Source organism: Actinomadura roseirufa, from assembly GCF_900659635.1.
Lineage (GTDB): Bacteria > Actinomycetota > Actinomycetes > Streptosporangiales > Streptosporangiaceae > Spirillospora > Spirillospora roseirufa.
Genome location: NZ_CAACVB010000046.1, coordinates 1 through 16,992 on the forward strand (window position 1 = coordinate 1; position 16,992 = coordinate 16,992).

Consider the following 16,992-nt stretch of genomic DNA (forward strand, 5'->3'; position numbering starts at 1 on the left):
TTCGCCAACATCCGGCTGCGCAACCAGCTCCTGGACGACGTGGAGGGCGGCTTCACCCGCGACTTCACCCAGGACGGCGCCGCTCCCGGGGACGGGGCCGATCCGACGCCCGTGGCCGTCCTCGCCGCCCGCGACCCGGGCGCCCCGGCGGCCTCGCCCAGCGGTCCCGCCCGGACCCTCCGCGCCTCGGCGGAAGCGGATGCGCCGAACCCGGAGGAACCGCCCGCCGACGAGGCCCAGGAGGGCGGTGAGGGGGAGGCCAGGCCCGCCTGGGGCTCGCCGGAGGACGCCGGTGACTCCGAGGAGCCCCTGGGAGACGGCGGGTACGGAGAAGGCGGGCACGGGGGCGTGGAGCCGCCGGCCTCGGGCATCCGGCCGCCGGGACGGGGCGGACGGCACCTGAGCGAGGAGGGCGCTCCCGCGCCGGGCGGCACGGGCCCCTCGCGGAGGGCCGCCGGGCGCGCCGACGGCCGGAGAGGGCCGCTCTCCGGCGCGCTGTGGAAGACCCTGCACCGCAGGGACGGGGACGCGCACGCCACGGCCGACGAACGGGAGCTCGACCGGCACCGCATCGGCTGTGCGGAGTGCCGCGAACGCGGCCGGGTGCGCGCCGCGGCCCTGCTGAGGACGGCGCCCGCGCCGGTGCTGCCCGCCGCGCTCCGCCACCGGGTCATGCACACGGCCACGGATCCGGAACTGGCCGGATATCGCGCCGACATCGCCGCGCGGGGCGGCACGCTCACGCCGGAGGGCCTGCCGAGCCAGCCGGACGTCCCGTCCCCCTTCACGCGCCGGTGGCTGCTCACGGGCGGCGGCATGGCGGGCGCGCTGGTCGTCGCGCTGGTGGCCGTCCTCGTGATGGGCCCCGGCCTCGGCGGCAACTCGCTGTCGTGGCCGCCGTTCCGCACGCATCCGCAGCCGTCGGTCACCCGCCAGTCCCCGGGCGCCAGTCCGGGGCACGGCGGCCACGGGGGCTCGGCGGGGTCCGGACCGGGCGCTCCGGGGCACCCGGGCGGGCCGGTCGTCCGGCCCCAGAAGGACGAGCGGGGCGCCAAGTCCCCTTCGCCGTCGCATCCGTCGCAGCAGCAGACGCCGCAGCCCTCCACGTCGCCTTCCCCGGAGGACCCCGGCGTCCTCACCGTGAACCCGGGGCGGATCGAGCTGCGCACCTCCAGGAGCGCTCAGATCCGGCTCTCCGCCGGGGGCGGCCCCGTCACCTGGACCGCGGCGTCCTCGTCGAGCCGCCTCGTCCTGTCGCGGATGCAGGGCGGCATCGCCAAGGGCGCCACGGACCAGGTGACGGTCACGCTGCGGACCGTCCTGATCGGCCTTCCCGGAGAGGGGATACTGACCTTCAGCGACGCTCAGGGCACCGCACACAGCGTCACGGTGGTGTGGAGCGCCACGATCCTCTAGCGCCGGTGACCGGACCCGGGCCCCGGGTCCGGTCACCGTCAGGTCGTGCGGAGGGGCGCGCTCAGCGCTTGTTGACCGCGGGGTCGGTCGTGCTGGGACGCCCGGTCTCGACGTGGCCCGCCACGCGGCGGACGAAGGTCTCGTCGTTCACGGACGTCACGGTGAGGTCGTACCAGGAGTTGGCCCGGCCGAGCCCGGCGGTGTGGACGGCCTGGTCGCCCGGACGGATCGTGTAGGTCGTGGAGTGGTCGCGGTAGGCGTCCTTGACCGTGACCCGGTGAGCGGATCGGCCGTTGTTGGTCAGGATGAGCTGCAGGGCGCCCCCATGGTGACGGACGCTCACTTCGGGGCCCACACCGTTCCCCGCGAAGGTGCGCAGGAAGCCGTTGGGACCGGACACGGTGAAGTCGTAGGCGCCGCTGACGTCCCAGCTCTCGGTCAGCTTCTTACGGTCGTGGACGGTGTAGGACCACGGGCCGCCCTGCTGGGTCGTGGAGGTCACCGTGTAGCAGATCCCCGTGTTGTTGCCGGTACCGAACTCGATGGTGAACTTCCCGCGTCCGGCCTTGGCGTCGACCTTGGGCTCGTAAGGCAGCGGACGTGCGAGACGGAGGCCGGGCTCCTGCAGCGGGAGGGCGGGGCTGGCCGGTGGGGTGGGCACGTAGTCGTTGTGCCGCTGGTGGTCCTTGGGGGTGTAGGCGCCGGTGTCGGGGAGGGACGCCGCGCGTTCGTTCGGGCGGACGAAGTCCAGCGCGGAGGTGAGGTCCCCGCAGACGGCGCGGCGCCAGGGGGAGATGTTCGGCTCGCGCACCCCGAAGCGTCGTTCCATCAGCTGGATGATGGAGGTGTGGTCGAAGACCTGGGAGCAGGCCCAGCCGCCCTTGCTCCAAGGGGAGACGACGAACATGGGCACGCGCTGGCCCAGCCCGTAGGGGCCCTTCACGTAGCTCGCGGAGCCGGGGTACACCTCGTTGGTGGGATCGGCGGTGGACCGTCCCTGCGCGGGTGACAGCGGCGGGGAGGGTGGCACGACGTGGTCGTAGAAACCGTCGTTCTCGTCGTAGGTGACGAGGAGGACGGTCTTGCTCCACACCTCGGGGTTGGCGGTCAGCGCGTCCAGGACCTTGGAGATGTACCAGGCGCCGTAATTCACGGGCCAGTTCGGGTGCTCGCTGTACGCCTCGGGGGCGGCGATCCAGGAGATCTGAGGGAGATTTCCGCTTTTCACGTCCGCCTTGAGGATGCGGAACAGGTCATCGCCCGCCTTGGCGTTCGTTCCGGTGCGCGCCTTGTCGTAGAGCGGGTCGCCGGGCTTGGCGTTGCGGTACTTGTTGAAGTACAGCAGGGAGTTGTCGCCGTAGTTGCCGATGAAGGCGTCGTTGGTCCAGCCCCAGCTTCCGGCGGCGTCCAGCCCGTCACCGATGTCCTGGTAGATCTTCCAGGAGACACCGGCCTTCTCCAGCCGTTCCGGATAGGTGGTCCAGTCGTAGCCGCGCTCGTCGTTGGCGAGGACGGGACCTCCCCCGCTGCCGTCGTTGCCGGTGTAGCCCGTCCACATGTAGTAGCGGTTCGGGTCGGTGTTGCCGACGAATGAGCAGTGGTAGGCGTCGCACAAGGTGAAGGCGTCGGCGAGCGCGTAGTGGAAGGGGATGTCCTTACGCGTCAGGTAGGCCATCGTCGTCGCCGTCTTGGCGGGGATCCACTGGTCGTACCTGCCGTTGTTCCAGGCCTTGTGGCCGCCATTCCAGTCGTGGTTCAGGCCCTGGAGGAACTGCATTCCGAGGTCGTCCGCGTCCGGGTGGAAGGGCAGGACGTCCTTGTCTCCGTCCGGCTGGTGCCAGACGGTCTTGCCATTGGGAAGGATCGCCGGGCGGGGGTCGCCGAAGCCGCGGATGCCCCGAAGGGAACCGAAGTAGTGGTCGAAGGAGCGGTTCTCCTGCATGAGCACGACGATGTGCTCGACATCGCGGATCGTGCCGGTGCGGTGGTGCGCCGGGATCGCCGCCGCCTTGGCGATGCTCGCGGGCAGTGCGGTGAGGGCGGCTGCTCCGCCCGCCACCTGGAGAAAGCGCCGCCGGTTGACTTCCGTCATGGCTGGAGTGCCTTCCTGCTGGGCCTTGCGATGGGGGAGGGACCAGGCCAGCAGAGGTCAGGGAATTCTCCGCGACCGGTACGCGACGCCGCTCGTAACGCCGAACGAAGGCGGCGTCCGCCCGGCGTCAAGGTGACGATCAGGGGGCGGCCGGGCCCTAAAAGGCTCTACCGCCGGCTGTCATGACACGTCCCGTTCTTCGGAGTCAACTACTCTCAGTGAAGAAGGGAACACCTATGAAACGCCAGTCGTCCGGCGGCGCGGCGGCCGCGGCGTCCCTGCCCGGCATCGCGGTGCTGGAGTCCTTCGCCGGAGCAACCTGGGAAGCCAGATGGGCCGCCGCGCTCTCCTACGCGGCCGCGCAGACCTACAAGCCGACGATCGTGCTGCCCAACGGCGAGATCACGCTGGGCGGCGGGCCCTACCGCCTCTTCGACGGCCTGCGGGTCAGCGGCCCGGTCGGCGCCGGCGAACGGGAGTTCACCACCCGCGGGCCGTCCTGCGTCGTCACCGTGACCGGCAAGCCGCTGTTCGCCATGCCCGGGGGCGACGTGTCGAACCTGTGGTTCAAAGGCGTCCAGTTCCGCGCCAAGACGCGTCTCGACTGGATGGTGCGCACCACCGACTTCGGCGGCGGCCCCATCATGAAGGACGCCGACTTCCACTCCCTCGGCTGGGTCGGGTTCTCCTCGGTCATGCACGCCCGGCACCTGCGGGTCTCCATCCAGGACATGTACTGCAACAACGGAAGCGACGTGCAGTTCCGCCTGGCCGGTTCCGACAACTTCTACTGGACGCAGGGGCGCAACTATCTGAGCGGGAGCGTCCCGCCCACGGCGGCCGCCTACGTGTACTTCACGTCCATGTCCCGCACCCGGGTCGGTGCCCTGTACGTCACGCCGCAGGGAGCGTCGGCCTTCCGGATCGACGGAGGCTACGGCGGCCTCAGCTTCGAGGGGACGCTGCTCGACTCCACCGGCAGGACGAAGGACACCGCGTGCCAGGGAGCCGCACTCTACATCCACTCCGGCGAGGGCCACACCTTCACCAACCTCTGGTTCTTCAACAACTGCACGAATCCCGGGGCCACCGGGCGGGCCGGCGAGAAGGGGCAGGTGTTCATCGGCGGCGGCGCGGACGAGATCGTCTTCTCCGGCTGCCAGTGGTCCGGCGGCGCGAAGCAGCCCGTGGCCACCCCGCGCGGCACGCCGGCGATCTACGCCCAGTCCGGCGTGGCCAACGTCCGGGTCACCGACCCGCTGGCGCCCAACGGCGGCGAGAAGCGTCTCCAGCAGGCCGCCGCGGGCACCTTCAGCTGCAACGACCCCGAATGGAAGATCGTCACCGGCGGCTGACCCGCCCGGCATGCCCGAGCCCGGCGCCCCGGCCACTCCGGGCCGCCGCCACTCCGGGCCGCCGCTACAGCGGCTCGCTCACCCACCGCCAGCCATCGGTGCCGAGGGAGGCGTGGACGACCCGGGCGCCGCTGGAGTCCTCAAGCTGGCTCACCGTTCGTATCAGCTGCCGGTGGAAGTCCGCGGGCGGGCGCCGCAGGGCCGTCCCCTCCAGGAGGGCCACGCTGACCTGCGGCTGGTCGTGGAGCTGCGCGGTCAGCCGCCCGGTCTCGTCGAACCGGAGCATCACGATAGCGTCGGCGCGGATGAGGTCACGTCCCTCATGGGCGGCGATCCACACCTCGGTGCGCGTTCCACTCATCTGCGCCATCTCCTCGTCTCAGGTTCTGGATCGCGCTCATTACCATTGCAACACAGCCTCCGGCCCATAGCGCCGGGCCCGTACGGCCACCCTGCCCCTGGAACACGGGCCGGGATGTACCCGGGCCCGTGACTCCGGGATCTCCCCGATCTCCCCCTGAGATCGCGTCCGGGGTGCTGCTCACCGCGCCGCCGGGTTGCGATCATCGGCGCATGATCCCCCTGCCGGCAACGCCGAAGATGCCCCCGGTGACCACGATCCGCCACGGCCTGACCCGCCGAGCCGCCCTTACCGCGGCCGGGACGGTGGGCCTGCTTCTCGCCGTCACCGGGACGGCCGCGGCCGGCCACGTCCCCGCCGTCGAGACCGTGCGAGACGGTGACGCGCGCTCACCAGAAGGGCAGGTGAACCTGACGCTGCCGCCGCCGACCGGCGCGCACGCGATCGGAACGACGTCGCTGCACCTCGTCGACCATGCGCGTCAGGACCCGTGGACCTCGTCCACGCGCGAACTGATGATCAGTGTGTGGTACCCGTCCCGGAGCGGCGAAGGACACCGGCGAGCCCCGTGGCTGCCGCCCGCGGCGTCGAGGCTGTACAAGCAGCAGGTCGGCGAGCAGTTGCGGACGTCCCTGGACGAGGTCGCACTCCCGGCGACCCACGCGGGCTGGAACGCCCCGGTCGCGGCGGGCCGCCGCCATCCGGTCGTGCTCTTCTCCCCGGGCTACAACTCCATACGCGCGCTCAACACCGCGCTGGTCGAGGATCTCGCCAGCCGGGGATATGTGGTCGTCACCATCGACCACACCCACGAGGCCCCGATCGTGGAGTTTCCCCACGGCAGGCTGGAACTGGGCCGTGCACCACGCGATCCCGAGGAGGACATCGCCAGGATCATGCGGGTGCGCCGGGACGACACCCGGTTCGTCCTGGACGAGATCACGGCGCTGAACACCGGCGGGAATCCGGACGCCGGCCACCGCCGCTTGCCCCGCGGGCTCGGCGGGTCCCTCGATCTGTCCAGGATCGGCATGTTCGGTCACTCGCTCGGCGGTGCCACGGCCGCGGAGGTGATGGCGCGCGATCCCCGCGTCCTCGCGGGCGCCGACCTGGACGGCTCCATTCCGGGCCCGGTCGCCTCGACCGGCCTGGATCGTCCCTTCCTGCTGATGAGCAACGCCACCCATGGGCGCGACAACGACCCCACCTGGGAGGAGTTCTGGGGTCATCTGCGGGGCTGGCGCCGTGAGCTGCGCCTGCGCGACTCCGGGCACCAGACCTACACCGACGACGCTCCGCTGGCACGGCAGCTGATCGAGGCGCTCCCGCTGTCGCCCCCGGTGGTCGCCCAGCTGACCGAGAGGATCGGGACGATCGACGCCGGCCGGGCCGTCGCCGCCGAACGCGCCTACCTGGGCTCCTTCTTCGATCTTCACCTGCGTCACCGCGATGACCACCTGCTGTCCGGGCCATCCCCGCGCTACCCGGAGATCACGTTCGTGCCCTGACGCTGTCCGCCTTGGTGCACTCATCACCGTCTCCGAGACGAAATTGACGAATCCGAGAGGGAGCGGGGCGGATCCGACGGTAGGTAGCAAGAACACGCTCCCTTCAGGAGGACGCATGTGCCGGTTGTTCGGGCTGTCGGCCGCGCCGCACCGGGTGCACGCCACGTTCTGGTTGCTGGAGGCGCGCGACAGCCTCGCCCAGCAGAGCCGCCGGGAACCCGACGGGACGGGGCTCGGCGTGTTCGGGGCCGACGGCGCTCCGCAGGTCGACAAGCAACCGGAGGCCGCCTACCTGGATCGGACGTTCGCCAGGGAGGCCAAGGAACGCCGTTCCACCACGTTCCTCGCCCACGTCCGCTTCGCCTCCACCGGCGGCCTCGACCCGCGCAACACGCACCCGTTCGAGCAGCGGGGCCGGCTGTTCGCGCACAACGGCGTCGTCCACGACCTGCCCGCGCTGGACGCCGAGCTCGGTGCCGACCGGGACCTCGTCGCGGGCGACACCGACTCCGAGCGGTTCTTCGCCCTGATCACCAAGCGGGCCGACGCCAACGGCGGCGACGTGGGCGCGGCGATCGCCGACGCCGCGCGGTGGATCGCCGCGAACCTGCCGATCTACGCCCTCAACCTGATCCTCACAACACCGACCGACCTGTGGGCCCTGCGCTACCCGGACACGCACCGCCTGTTCGTGCTGCGGCGCGCCGCGGGCGGGGCCCACGGCGGGCGCCATCTGGAGCACGCGAGCGCCTCCGGGCGCATCCGTGCCCGCGTCGGCGCGTTGTCGGCCCACCCGTCCGTCGCGGTCGCCAGCGAGCGGATGGACGAGGATCCCGGATGGCGCGCCCTGCGGTCCGGGGAGCTCGTGCACGTCGACGACCGGCTCGACGTCACCAGCGAGATCGTCGTCGACGGGCCGCCGCGCCACCTGCTGACCCTGGACGAGCTGGGCGACCACGCCGCCGCCTCCCAGAGCGGTGCCTGACCGGTCAGGGGGACTGCAGCCAGAGCAGATTCAGGTCGTAGAAGACGGCGTCCTCGTCGAAGTACCTCATCTGCTCGTCGCGCCAGGACTGGTACTCCGGCGGCATCCGCGTCTGCTCGCCCTTGCGGGCCGCCTCCCTGGAGGTGAAGTACGCCACGCCGAGGCAGAACCCGTCGGGCCGGATGCAGAACAGGCCGCCGATCATGTCGGGCCGCCGCCGGTTCAGGATCCGCTGCGCCCCGTCGGGGATGAACGGCCGTACCGCCTCCCGGTCGCGGACCCTGGTCTGCAGGATCTGGACGAACCCCGCGTCGTCGGAGCCGCCCCGTCCGAACGTCTCCACGTCGGTGTACATCTCGACGGTGACGTCGCCCTCGAACAGGTCACGGGTCTCGGCCCACCAGCGCGCCTGCGCGCGCCGCCGGTCGTTGCGGTGGGCCGCTCGCGGGGACGCGAAACGCGTCACGCCGATGTGCAGACCGTCGTCGGTCACCCCGCCGGTGGTGCCCAGCCATCCCTTGGCTCCGGGCGCCACGTCCCGGTACCAGCGCTCGGCGGCCTCCCGGAGGCGCTCCGCGTCGCGCGTCCGGCCCTTGACGATCTGGACACAGGGCTGGCGCTGGCCGAACAACGCTCACCTCCTCCCTCCGACGCTACCCAGCACGGGGCAAACCGGGCGTCATGCCCCGTTGAAGATGCCGCCGCCGGGCGCCCGGCGCACTCAGTCCGGTCGGGCCAGGGTGAGCCGGCGCCGGTCCAGGTCGATCTCGGTGACGACGACGTCCACGTCGTCGCCGACCTGAAGGCCGCGCAGGGGCTCGTCCCGGTGGACCAGTCCCTCGACGCCGTCGGCGACGCGGACAAAGAACCCGAACGGGACCAGCGCGGTGACGGTGCCGGAGAGCGCGCGCCCCACCCGGACGTCGAGGGCGAACCGGCGGAAGGGGTCGGGCCGCAGCGCCTTCAGCGAGAGCCTGACCTCACCGTTGTAGACATCCGGCCCGAGCACCTCGGCGGTGAGTCTCTGGCCGGACCGCACCACCTCGCCGAGATCGTCGAAGCGCCGCCACGACACCTCGACGGGCGAGATGAAACCGACGCCGGGGAAGACGGGGTGCCGGGGCCCGTCGTCCAGGTCCACGAACACCCCGAACCGCTCCACCGCGGCGACCGTCCCCGAACACCGGTCGCCCCGCCGCACGCCGCGCAGGAACGCCCACAGCTCCCGGTCGCCGTCCGCGATCAGCGCCAGCCCGATCAGCCCGCACCGCCGGTCCACCGCGACCACCTCGCCGGTGACGCGCCGTCCCACGCCGGCGTCCTCGACGCGGGCGCGCCCGAACCTGTGCCGCGTCAGGTTGGACGAGCTGATCCGCCCGAGCGGCCGGTCCGCGAAACCGTCGACGGTCACCGTCACGTCGCCGACGGCGGTGACCCCCGCGACCACTCCCGAACAGAGGTCGCCGACCTGGACCGCGTCCACAAAGGCCCGAGCGGCCCGCTCCACGTCCACATCGGTAACCCTGGCACAGACTCGGGGCGCGGACACCGGGGGCCGCGGATGTCAGGACGCCTCGGCCCTGACGCGTTCGACGAGTGACCGCATGTCCCCTCGATAGCGGACGGAGACCTCCCGCACGTACTCGATGCCGAGGCGCTTCGCCATGCCCTCGTACAGCCGCTGCGCGTTGACGTTGTCGGTGTCGGTCTCGCCTTCGACGAACTCGTATCCGCGCCGCGCCGCCTCGTCGAAGGCCGTGGAGATCAGCCTGATGCCCACGCCCCCCATGACGCGGTCCGACTCGGTCACGTAGGCGTCGTGCATGTAGGCGGCCCGTGCCGCGCGCTGGGTGGACTGCTGGGTGTCCACCATGACGAAGCCCACGGCCGCCTCGTGCCGGCTGGCCACCACCAGGAAACACGTCTCGCTGCCCACGAAGTCCTCAAGGAACGCACGGGTTCGGGACGGGTCGATCTCGCGCCCGCAGTAGCGCTGCTGCTCGGCGAGCAGCGGAAGCAGCGACTCGATGCTGTCCTTGTTCATCACCGCGGTTTGGACACCCACCGGACTTTCTCCTTGTAATTGAGTCCGGCCGTCGCCGGAATTTTGGTCGGAGCCGTTCTGGGAAAGACGGCCACCGGCGATGGTAAGTCGCGTTCTGACGTCCGGTCAAGCATGGTCAAGCGCCCGAAACGCCGATTGTGGATGCGCCCGATAATGGTCTTTCCGCTGATCAGGCTGGGTGCGGTGCCGCATTCTCCGGAATGCGGCGGTAGATCTGCCCGAAAGGGCGGCGGGCGTTGACCTGAAGGGGCAGGTGCCATGTGCGATTAGGCAAACAGCGCTGCGCCGATGGCGTCTTGGGCGGCGATGCGCGTACGCTGCCGATAACTCGGTCACCTCGTGAAGCAAGGCGATCTCAAATGGCACGGAATCGGTCGATGAGTTCGGTGGGAAAGTCAGGTGATGGCGGTGGCGGAGGCGCGTGCCGTGCCCGGGCCGGCTCTCGTCGAACCCGTCGTCCCGGTCTCCGGTGGCTGGATCGCCGCCAATACTCTGGCCAATCTCGGAATGGCGATGGCGGTGGTGACGCCGCCGCAGTTCCAGCTCGCGGACCAGGCGGCCGCCTTCGGCTCCGGGGGGCGGTTCCTCGTCCTCGGCCTGGTCAACGCGGCGGGCAGCCTGGCCGGGATCGTCTCGACGCCGCTGATCGGCGCCCTGTCCGACCGGACCTCCCGCGGGTCCGTTCCGATCCTCGGGTCCGGGCACGGGCGGCGTCACCCCTGGACGCTGGTCACGGCGATCGCCGGCGCGCTCTGCCTGGTCCTGCTCGGGTACCAGGACACGGCGCCCGGCATCATCGGCTGCTGGTTCGGGTTCAACTTCTTCCAGGGCGGCATGTTCGCCTCCCTCAGCGCCTCGGTACCGGATCTGGTGCCGCCGCAGCAGCGCGCGACCGTGTCCGGCTGGGTCGGCATGCCGCAGGCGCTCGGCCTGGTCGCGGGCGGCCTGCTGGTGACGCGGCTGACGTCCGGCGTCGCCGGCGCCTACCTCCTGCTCGCCGCGGGCATGGTGACGCTGGCCCTGCCGTTCGTCCTGCTCACCAGGGACCCGGTCCTCGAACCGTGGCACCGGCCGCCCTTCTCGGCCGCCGCCCTCGTGCGGTCGTTCGGCTTCGACCCGCGCCGGCACCCCGACTTCGGCTGGGCGTGGCTCGCGCGGCTGCTGATGATGACGGCCCACGCCGTCGGCACGCTCTACCTTCCGTACTTCCTGGAGGGCGCGGTGGACGGGCACGCGGGCGGGGCGCACCGGGCCGAGTCGCGGCTGCTCGTGCTGGTCACCGTCTTCTCACTGGTCGCGGTCGTCGCGGCGGTGGCCGCCGGGATCACGTCCGACCGGCTGGCACGGCGCAGGCCGCTGGTCGCCGCCGCGGGCCTCACGATGGCGGCCGCCGCGCTTTCCCTCGCCTTTTTCCAGAGCTGGTCCGCGGTGCTCGCCGCCGCGGTCGTCTTCGGGCTCGGTTTCGGTGCCTACATCGCGGTGAGCCAGGCGCTGATAACCGAGGTGCTCCCCGCCGCCGAGAACAGGGCGAAAGATCTCGGTGTCGTCCATATCGCGAATCTGGGCTCCTATGTCATCGGAGGGGTCGTGGCGGTTCCGGTGGTGGCACTCGGTGGATATTCCGCTCTCTATGTTCTCGTTTCCATCACCGCACTGATCGGCTCGCTGGTGATTTTCCGGGTCCGCGGGGTGCGCTGACCGTCCCTCGATGGAGCCGATAGAGAAGTTCTGCGATTTCTCCCACGGAGGAAAAGATGTCGCAAGCACAGCACGCCCGGCGGGTAACCGAATCCGCGTCCGCCCCCGCTGTCGTCGACGCCCTGCTCGACGCGATCGGGTCGCTGGGAGATCCACCGGGTGACCCCGAGCACGAACCAGATCACGAGGAGCTCGTCTTAGCGGTGCGCGGGCTGCACGAATGCAACGCCCGGCTGTGGGACAGGGAGGACGACGCGCGGCGGGCGCACGCCACGGACGCGGAGATCGGCGCGATCAAGCGCGTGATCGACGTGCTCAACCTCCGTCGGCACGGCTACATCGAGGCGGTGGACGACGCCCTGCTGACCGCGCTGCCGCAGAGCGAAGACGGCGTCTCGCACACCGAGACGCCGGGCCTGATCGTCGACCGGCTGTCCGTCCTGACGCTGCGCGTGCATCACACCACCGCGCGCGCGAAGGAGAAGGGGACGGACGAGGAGCACCGGCTGGAGGCGATTCGAGGGCAGCTGACCGACCTGCGGGAGGCGCTGCGCGTCCTGCTGCACCAGTCGGCCGAGGGCCGGATCCGCTTCCGGACCTACCGCGCGCACAAGGTCTACGGGAAGAACTGAGCCGATCACCGATCCGCAAGGGAGTGGAGAACATGTTCAGCGTGGGACTGATGGAGATCATCGGCAGGCGGCGCGTGCTCTCGATGTACGAGGAGGTCGGCCGGATCGCCGCGCTCGGGTTCGACACCTTCGAAATGTGGGCGCCATGGAACGTGACCGCCGGGGACGCGGAGGAGGTGCGCGCGAGATTGGCCGGCGACGGCCTCAAGGTGGGATGCGTGGCCGCGCCCGCGGAGCTCTACGGCGACAACGGCAGGAGCGCGCGGCTGCTGGCGGAGGCCATCGGCGTCGCCCACGCGCTCGGCGCACCGCTGGTCAACACCTACTTCGGGCACGGCGAGCGCGATGACGCCGATGCCATCGACCGGTACGCCGAGGCCGTCCGGCCGCTGCTGGACCTGGCCGAGCAGGCCGGGGTGACGCTGGTGCTGGAGAACGAGTTCGACCTCTTCGGCTTCGATCCGGACCATTCCGATATCACGCGCCGTCCCGATTCACTGCGCACGCTGGTGGAAAAGGTCGGACACGATTCCTTCCGTCTCAACCTGGACCCGGGGAACTACCAGTGCTCCGGCACCGATGTGAAGGAAGCCCTTGAGGCGATCGGCCAGTACGTGGCCTACGTCCACGTCAAGGACATCCTTCCGTTCGATGGCCCGGAGAACGAGTACGCCGACGGCTGGAAGATCTTCACCGATGCCGGCCGGCGCTATGTGGTGACCAATCTGGGTGAGGGCAGCGTCCCCTGGGACATGGTTCTCGAAGAACTGCGGAGGATCGGTTACTCCGGGAACTTCAACCTGGAGCCGCACTGTGCCCGGGACGCTCTCGATGAGGCGCTCGTGCGGTCGCGCGAACTGATCACGGCGCGGTTCGGCTGACCGGCCGGAACGTGAACGCGCCGAGGTGCCGCCGGGCCCGGCCCGGACACGGCCGGTCACCGCACGAGGACTCCACGGGATGGTGGATCGACAATGCGACCGTTTTCTGAGCCGGATCCCGGCACCGCAGCCGCTGCGGACGGGCGGGCCGCCCCGCGCAGGCGCGCCCTGGTCGTGCTGAACAGCGGGCTGGGCAACAGCGTGATGTCGGCGCCGCTGCTGGCGGTGCTGGGCGAGCGGCTGAACATCGACTGCACCGTCCTCGGCCTGCCCCTGCCGGGGGACCTGCTGCCGTCGCTGAACCCGGCGCGGCCGGTCGCGGGAGAGCCGGGGCTGCCGCCGCTGTGGCGCCGGTTCCGGCCCCGGGACTGGGACGACATCCTCGCCTTCCTGCACGGCCGGGGCATCGACCTGGTCATCAACCTGCGCAAGCACGACCCGGCCAAGGACGGCGCCTACTTCGCCTTCCGGGACCGGGCGGCGCGCGAGCAGATCACCTGCTGGGACCTGCACGCCCCGCCCGGGGGCGGCGGCGGCCCCCAGCCGTTCGCCCGCGAGGCGATGGGGCTGTTCCGCCGGCACGCCGGCGACCTGCCGGACGGGGACTGGCGGTGGCTCGCCGGCACGCGCCGTCCCCCCGAACAGCCGGTGGCCGGGCTGTTCCTGGGCGCCAGCACGTCCCTGAAACGGTGGACGGTCCGTTCCTGGGCCGGTCTCGTCGGCCAGCTGCGCGCCGCGCGTCCGTCGCTGCGGATCTCGGTGTCCACCGGAGCGGGCGAGGAGGAGATCGCGCTGCTCGACGAGCTGGTCGCGCGATGCGCGCCCGGCGCGTTCGAGGTGCGTCACCTCGCCGGGGTGGACGAGCTGGTCCGCTGGGTCGGCTCGCTGTCGGTGCTGGTGACCGGGGACACGGCGACCGTCCACATCGCCGCCGCGCAGGGGGTGCCCGGCGTCGGCCTGTACTTCAGCACGCTCGCCTCCATCTGGGGGCCGGGCGCCGCGGCGCCCGGGTTCACGCTGCTGCAGAGCCCGATCGGCCGGCTGTGCCCGGGGATGCAGGTCAACGGCACGTGCACCCGCATGTACACCGGCTGCCCGGCGCCGTGCCGGCTCGGCATCGGGGTCCGCTCGGTCCGGTCGGCCACGCTGGAGCGGCTGGAGCGGGCCGGCGCGGGCGTCCCCGCCCGGAGCTGCGCCGCGGGCCGGGTGACCACACGCTGACAACACCGACTGAGGGAGGTGGCGGTCGATGCCGGGTCCCGGTTTCCGCCATGTGGGTTCGGAAGAACGCGAGAACGTCCTGGAGGCCCTGTCCGCGGGGACGATGACGCGGTACGCCTACGAGCGCGCGGGCCGCACGTCCTGCGTCTACCGTTTCGAACGCCGGGTGGAGGAGCTGTTCGGCGTCCCCCACTGCGTCGCGGTCAACAGCGGGACGTCCGCGCTGCTCGCGGGACTGGCGGCGCTCGGGGTCGGGCCCGGCGACGAGGTGATCGTGCCGGGCTACACCTTCATCGCCTCGATCGCGAGCGTCGTCACGGCCGGCGCGGTCCCCGTGCTCGCCGAGATCGACGAGACGCTCGGCCTCGACCCGCACGACGTCGAAGCCAAGATCACGCCGCGCACGAAGGCGATCATGGCGGTGCACATGCTCGGCTCCCCCGCCGACGTGCCGGTGCTGCGCGAGATCGCCGACCGGTACGGGATCGCGCTGATCGAGGACGTGGCGCAGGCCTGCGGAGGCTCGGTCGGCGGCCGCAGGCTGGGCGCGTTCGGCGACGTCGGGGCGTTCTCGCTGAACTACTTCAAGGTGATCACCTCGGGTGAGGGCGGGTTCGTGCTGACGTCCTCGCGGGAGCGCTACCACCGCGCCTACGCCTTCCACGACCACGGGTTCCTGCCGGACCGGGCCGGGGTCGCCCCGGGCGACTCGATCTTCGGGCTGAACCTGCGGATGACCGACCTGGCCGGGGGCGTCGCGCTCGCGCAGATCGGCAAGCTGGACCGGATCCTGGCCCGGACCCGCGCGCTGCGCGACACCCTCTCGGCCGAGATCGGCACGCTGCCGTCCGCGCGGCGGCGCAGGCTGGTCGACCCGGGCGGCGACTGCGCCTCGGCGCTGGTCTACCTGTTCGACACCCCGGGGCTCGCGGCGGAGGTCGCGCGGAGCCTGGGGACGATCCGGCTGATCGAGTCCGGCAAGCACTACTACGGCGACATGCCGCAGCTTCGGCGGCTGGCCGCGCGCACCGTCCGCGCGTCGCCCTTCCAGAACTGGTCGGGGCCGGGCGAGGAGTCCTACCGCGTCGGCGCCCTGCCGCGGACCGACGACATCCTCGCGCGGTCGGTGGCGCTCTCGGTCGGCATGTCCGACCACTACACCGGGACCGGGTTCGGGATCTCCACCGACAGCACCGACGAGGACGTCGCGCGGGTGGCCGCCCGGTTCAGGGACGTCGCAGGGTCGGTCCGCGGCGTGCCGCTGGGAGGCGTCTCATGACCGGAACGCCCGGCGTGGCCGACGCGCTGCGCGACGAGCCGCCCGGCTCGGCCGGCGTCCTCGTGGTGGGCGGCGGGCTCGCGGGCCTGACGGTCGCCTCGTCGCTGGCCCGGCGCGGCGTCACGGACATCGTGGTGCTGGAGTCCGGTCCGGCGGCGGGCACGACCCACTACCGGTGGGACCAGACCGTCCCGCAGGCTCAGCGGACCTGGCTGGAGCCGGAGTCCGACCGCCACCACTGGCGGCCCTGGACGTCGACGCACGGCAACTACTCCGGGGTGGCGAGCCTGCGCCGGCGCGTGGGCGGCCGCTCGCTGTACTGGCACGGCGTCACGCTCCCGGTGGAGCCCTGGGCGCTGCGCGCGCCCGACTGGCCCGCGCCGGTGGTGCGCGACCTCACGACCGCCTGGGACGGCGGCGCCCCCCTGTACGCCCGGGTGACCGACGAGCTCACGCGGTGGACGGGCGGTGAGTCGCTGCGGGCCGGCGGCGAGTTGAAGCTCGGCGACCGGGTGCTGCGCGGCACGCCGCTCGCGGTACGGCGGGGGACGGCCCCGGGCCGGTACCGCGCGTTCACGCCCTTGCATTACTGGGAGGACGCGGACGTCCGGCGCGCGGCGTCGATCGTGCCGTCCTGCCATGTGGTGGAGGTCCTGACCGGGGCCGGCGGCACGACCGGCGCGCGGGTCGTGCACGGCGGGACGCCGCGCACCGTCCGGTCCGGGACCGTCGTGCTCGCCGGGGGCACGGTGGAGAACAGCCGCCTCGCGATCCAGGCGATGCGTCCGGCCGGGCTGCTGGACGCGCCGCGGCTGCCCGGCCTCGTCGACAAGATCGCGCACGGGTTCACCGCGGTGCTGGACCCGGCGCGGCTCGACCCCGAGATCGCCGGGCACGCGCGCGCGGGCGCCTTCCTGACCGCCCCGGGCCCGCCGTCGCTGCGCTCGAACCTCTTCCTGAGCCTGCGGACGAACGCCCGGGACGCCGCGGTGCTGGACGTCTGGCTGATGGGCGAGCAGACCCCGGCCATGGCGAGCGGGGTGCGGTGCCGGGCCGACGGCGCCGTGCCGTGGCCCACGGTGATCGACGCGGTCCTGAGCCCGCCCGACCGGGACCTGATCCGGCTCCAGCAGGACGAGCTCCAGCTCATCTGGCGCGACTTCCGCGCGCGGAACGCGCTGACCGGCGCGCCGCTGGAGTTCGATCCCGGCTACGGCGGCGGCGACCTGGCCCGCACGCTGCTGGACGCCGACACGACGCCCGCGGGCTCGCCCCCCGTCACCTACTCGTTCCCGCTCGGGTCCGAGCAGCACGAGGCGTCCACGATCCCGCTCGGATCGGTGCTCGACGAGCGGCACGAGTTCGCCGGGCTGCCGGGGCTGTTCGCCGCGGGCCCGTCCACCTTCCCGCGGACCGGCGCCGCGAACCCGTCGCTGACGACCTTCGCGCTGGCGCACCGGCTCGCCGCGCTGCTGGCCGACGGCTAGGGGGACGAATGG

The 16,992-nt window shown here is 71.9% G+C and carries 14 protein-coding genes and 1 pseudogene; 10 read left to right on the plus strand and 5 right to left on the minus strand.

Annotated features, from left to right (window positions below; genetic code table 11):
- Nucleotides 1-1,416 (plus strand): annotated as a pseudogene (locus E1291_RS12960) (hypothetical protein); the annotation flags it as partial.
- 61 nt (nt 1,417-1,477) lie between these two features.
- On the opposite strand, the gene E1291_RS12965 reads toward E1291_RS12960, so the two are convergent.
- Entirely contained in the window at nt 1,478-3,508 is a 2,031-nt protein-coding gene (locus E1291_RS12965; protein WP_131738022.1) for a phosphocholine-specific phospholipase C, read from the minus strand.
- A gap of 236 nt (nt 3,509-3,744) precedes the next feature.
- Between E1291_RS12965 and E1291_RS12970 the strand changes: the two genes are divergently transcribed.
- Nucleotides 3,745-4,863 (plus strand): hypothetical protein, encoded by a 1,119-nt coding sequence (locus E1291_RS12970; RefSeq protein ID WP_131738023.1) that lies wholly within the window; start codon nt 3,745-3,747, stop codon nt 4,861-4,863.
- A 64-nt stretch (nt 4,864-4,927) separates the two neighbouring features.
- Here E1291_RS12970 and E1291_RS12975 read toward each other — a convergent pair whose 3' ends face one another.
- On the minus strand, nt 4,928-5,224 hold the full coding sequence (locus E1291_RS12975) for a hypothetical protein (RefSeq protein ID WP_131738024.1): 297 nt from the start codon (nt 5,222-5,224) through the stop codon (nt 4,928-4,930).
- Nucleotides 5,225-5,472: 248 nt separating this feature from the next.
- On the opposite strand from E1291_RS12975, the gene E1291_RS12980 reads away from it, so the two are divergent.
- Entirely contained in the window at nt 5,473-6,732 is a 1,260-nt protein-coding gene (locus E1291_RS12980) for an alpha/beta hydrolase family protein (protein WP_207400710.1), read from the plus strand.
- 115 nt (nt 6,733-6,847) lie between these two features.
- Nucleotides 6,848-7,717, plus strand: coding sequence for a class II glutamine amidotransferase (locus E1291_RS12985; protein ID WP_131738025.1), 870 nt, complete (start codon nt 6,848-6,850; stop codon nt 7,715-7,717).
- A gap of 4 nt (nt 7,718-7,721) precedes the next feature.
- Here E1291_RS12985 and E1291_RS12990 read toward each other — a convergent pair whose 3' ends face one another.
- The 3 genes from E1291_RS12990 to E1291_RS13000 form a co-directional block, all read right to left on the minus strand.
- Nucleotides 7,722-8,348 (minus strand): hypothetical protein, encoded by a 627-nt coding sequence (locus tag E1291_RS12990; RefSeq protein WP_131738026.1) that lies wholly within the window; start codon nt 8,346-8,348, stop codon nt 7,722-7,724.
- 90 nt (nt 8,349-8,438) lie between these two features.
- Entirely contained in the window at nt 8,439-9,224 is a 786-nt protein-coding gene (locus E1291_RS12995) for a S1 RNA-binding domain-containing protein (protein ID WP_131738027.1), read from the minus strand.
- 57 nt (nt 9,225-9,281) lie between these two features.
- Complete coding sequence (locus E1291_RS13000) at nt 9,282-9,782, minus strand: GNAT family N-acetyltransferase (protein ID WP_131738028.1); 501 nt, start codon at nt 9,780-9,782, stop codon at nt 9,282-9,284.
- Nucleotides 9,783-10,190: 408 nt separating this feature from the next.
- On the opposite strand from E1291_RS13000, the gene E1291_RS13005 reads away from it, so the two are divergent.
- From E1291_RS13005 to E1291_RS13030, 6 genes are all read left to right on the plus strand, one after another.
- Nucleotides 10,191-11,480 (plus strand): MFS transporter, encoded by a 1,290-nt coding sequence (locus E1291_RS13005; protein ID WP_165495093.1) that lies wholly within the window; start codon nt 10,191-10,193, stop codon nt 11,478-11,480.
- 56 nt (nt 11,481-11,536) lie between these two features.
- Entirely contained in the window at nt 11,537-12,112 is a 576-nt protein-coding gene (locus tag E1291_RS13010) for a DUF4254 domain-containing protein (RefSeq protein ID WP_131738030.1), read from the plus strand.
- Between the two features lie 32 nt (nt 12,113-12,144).
- Nucleotides 12,145-12,993, plus strand: a complete 849-nt coding sequence (locus E1291_RS13015) for a sugar phosphate isomerase/epimerase family protein (protein ID WP_131738031.1) — start codon at nt 12,145-12,147, stop codon at nt 12,991-12,993.
- 93 nt (nt 12,994-13,086) lie between these two features.
- Nucleotides 13,087-14,214 carry a glycosyltransferase family 9 protein gene (locus tag E1291_RS13020; RefSeq protein ID WP_131738032.1) on the plus strand — a complete coding sequence of 376 codons (1,128 nt, stop codon included), beginning with the start codon at nt 13,087-13,089 and terminating at the stop codon, nt 14,212-14,214.
- Nucleotides 14,215-14,242: 28 nt separating this feature from the next.
- Nucleotides 14,243-15,493 carry a DegT/DnrJ/EryC1/StrS family aminotransferase gene (locus E1291_RS13025; protein WP_131738033.1) on the plus strand — a complete coding sequence of 417 codons (1,251 nt, stop codon included), beginning with the start codon at nt 14,243-14,245 and terminating at the stop codon, nt 15,491-15,493.
- A complete protein-coding gene (locus E1291_RS13030) occupies nt 15,490-16,980 on the plus strand; it encodes an FAD-binding protein (RefSeq protein ID WP_131738034.1) in 1,491 nt (496 codons plus the stop codon). Before E1291_RS13025 ends, E1291_RS13030 begins: the two co-directional genes overlap by 4 nt.
- The last annotated feature ends 12 nt before the right edge of the window (nt 16,981-16,992 follow it).

Coding starts and splice junctions, on each gene's coding strand:
- E1291_RS12965 (WP_131738022.1), bottom strand. CDS start 3,508: ATGACGGAAGTCAACCGGCGGCGCTTTCTCCAGGTGGCGGGCGGAGCA.
- E1291_RS12970 (WP_131738023.1), top strand. CDS start 3,745: ATGAAACGCCAGTCGTCCGGCGGCGCGGCGGCCGCGGCGTCCCTGCCC.
- E1291_RS12975 (WP_131738024.1), bottom strand. CDS start 5,224: ATGAGTGGAACGCGCACCGAGGTGTGGATCGCCGCCCATGAGGGACGT.
- E1291_RS12985 (WP_131738025.1), top strand. CDS start 6,848: ATGTGCCGGTTGTTCGGGCTGTCGGCCGCGCCGCACCGGGTGCACGCC.
- E1291_RS13010 (WP_131738030.1), top strand. CDS start 11,537: ATGTCGCAAGCACAGCACGCCCGGCGGGTAACCGAATCCGCGTCCGCC.
- E1291_RS13015 (WP_131738031.1), top strand. CDS start 12,145: ATGTTCAGCGTGGGACTGATGGAGATCATCGGCAGGCGGCGCGTGCTC.
- E1291_RS13020 (WP_131738032.1), top strand. CDS start 13,087: ATGCGACCGTTTTCTGAGCCGGATCCCGGCACCGCAGCCGCTGCGGAC.
- E1291_RS13025 (WP_131738033.1), top strand. CDS start 14,243: ATGCCGGGTCCCGGTTTCCGCCATGTGGGTTCGGAAGAACGCGAGAAC.
- E1291_RS13030 (WP_131738034.1), top strand. CDS start 15,490: ATGACCGGAACGCCCGGCGTGGCCGACGCGCTGCGCGACGAGCCGCCC.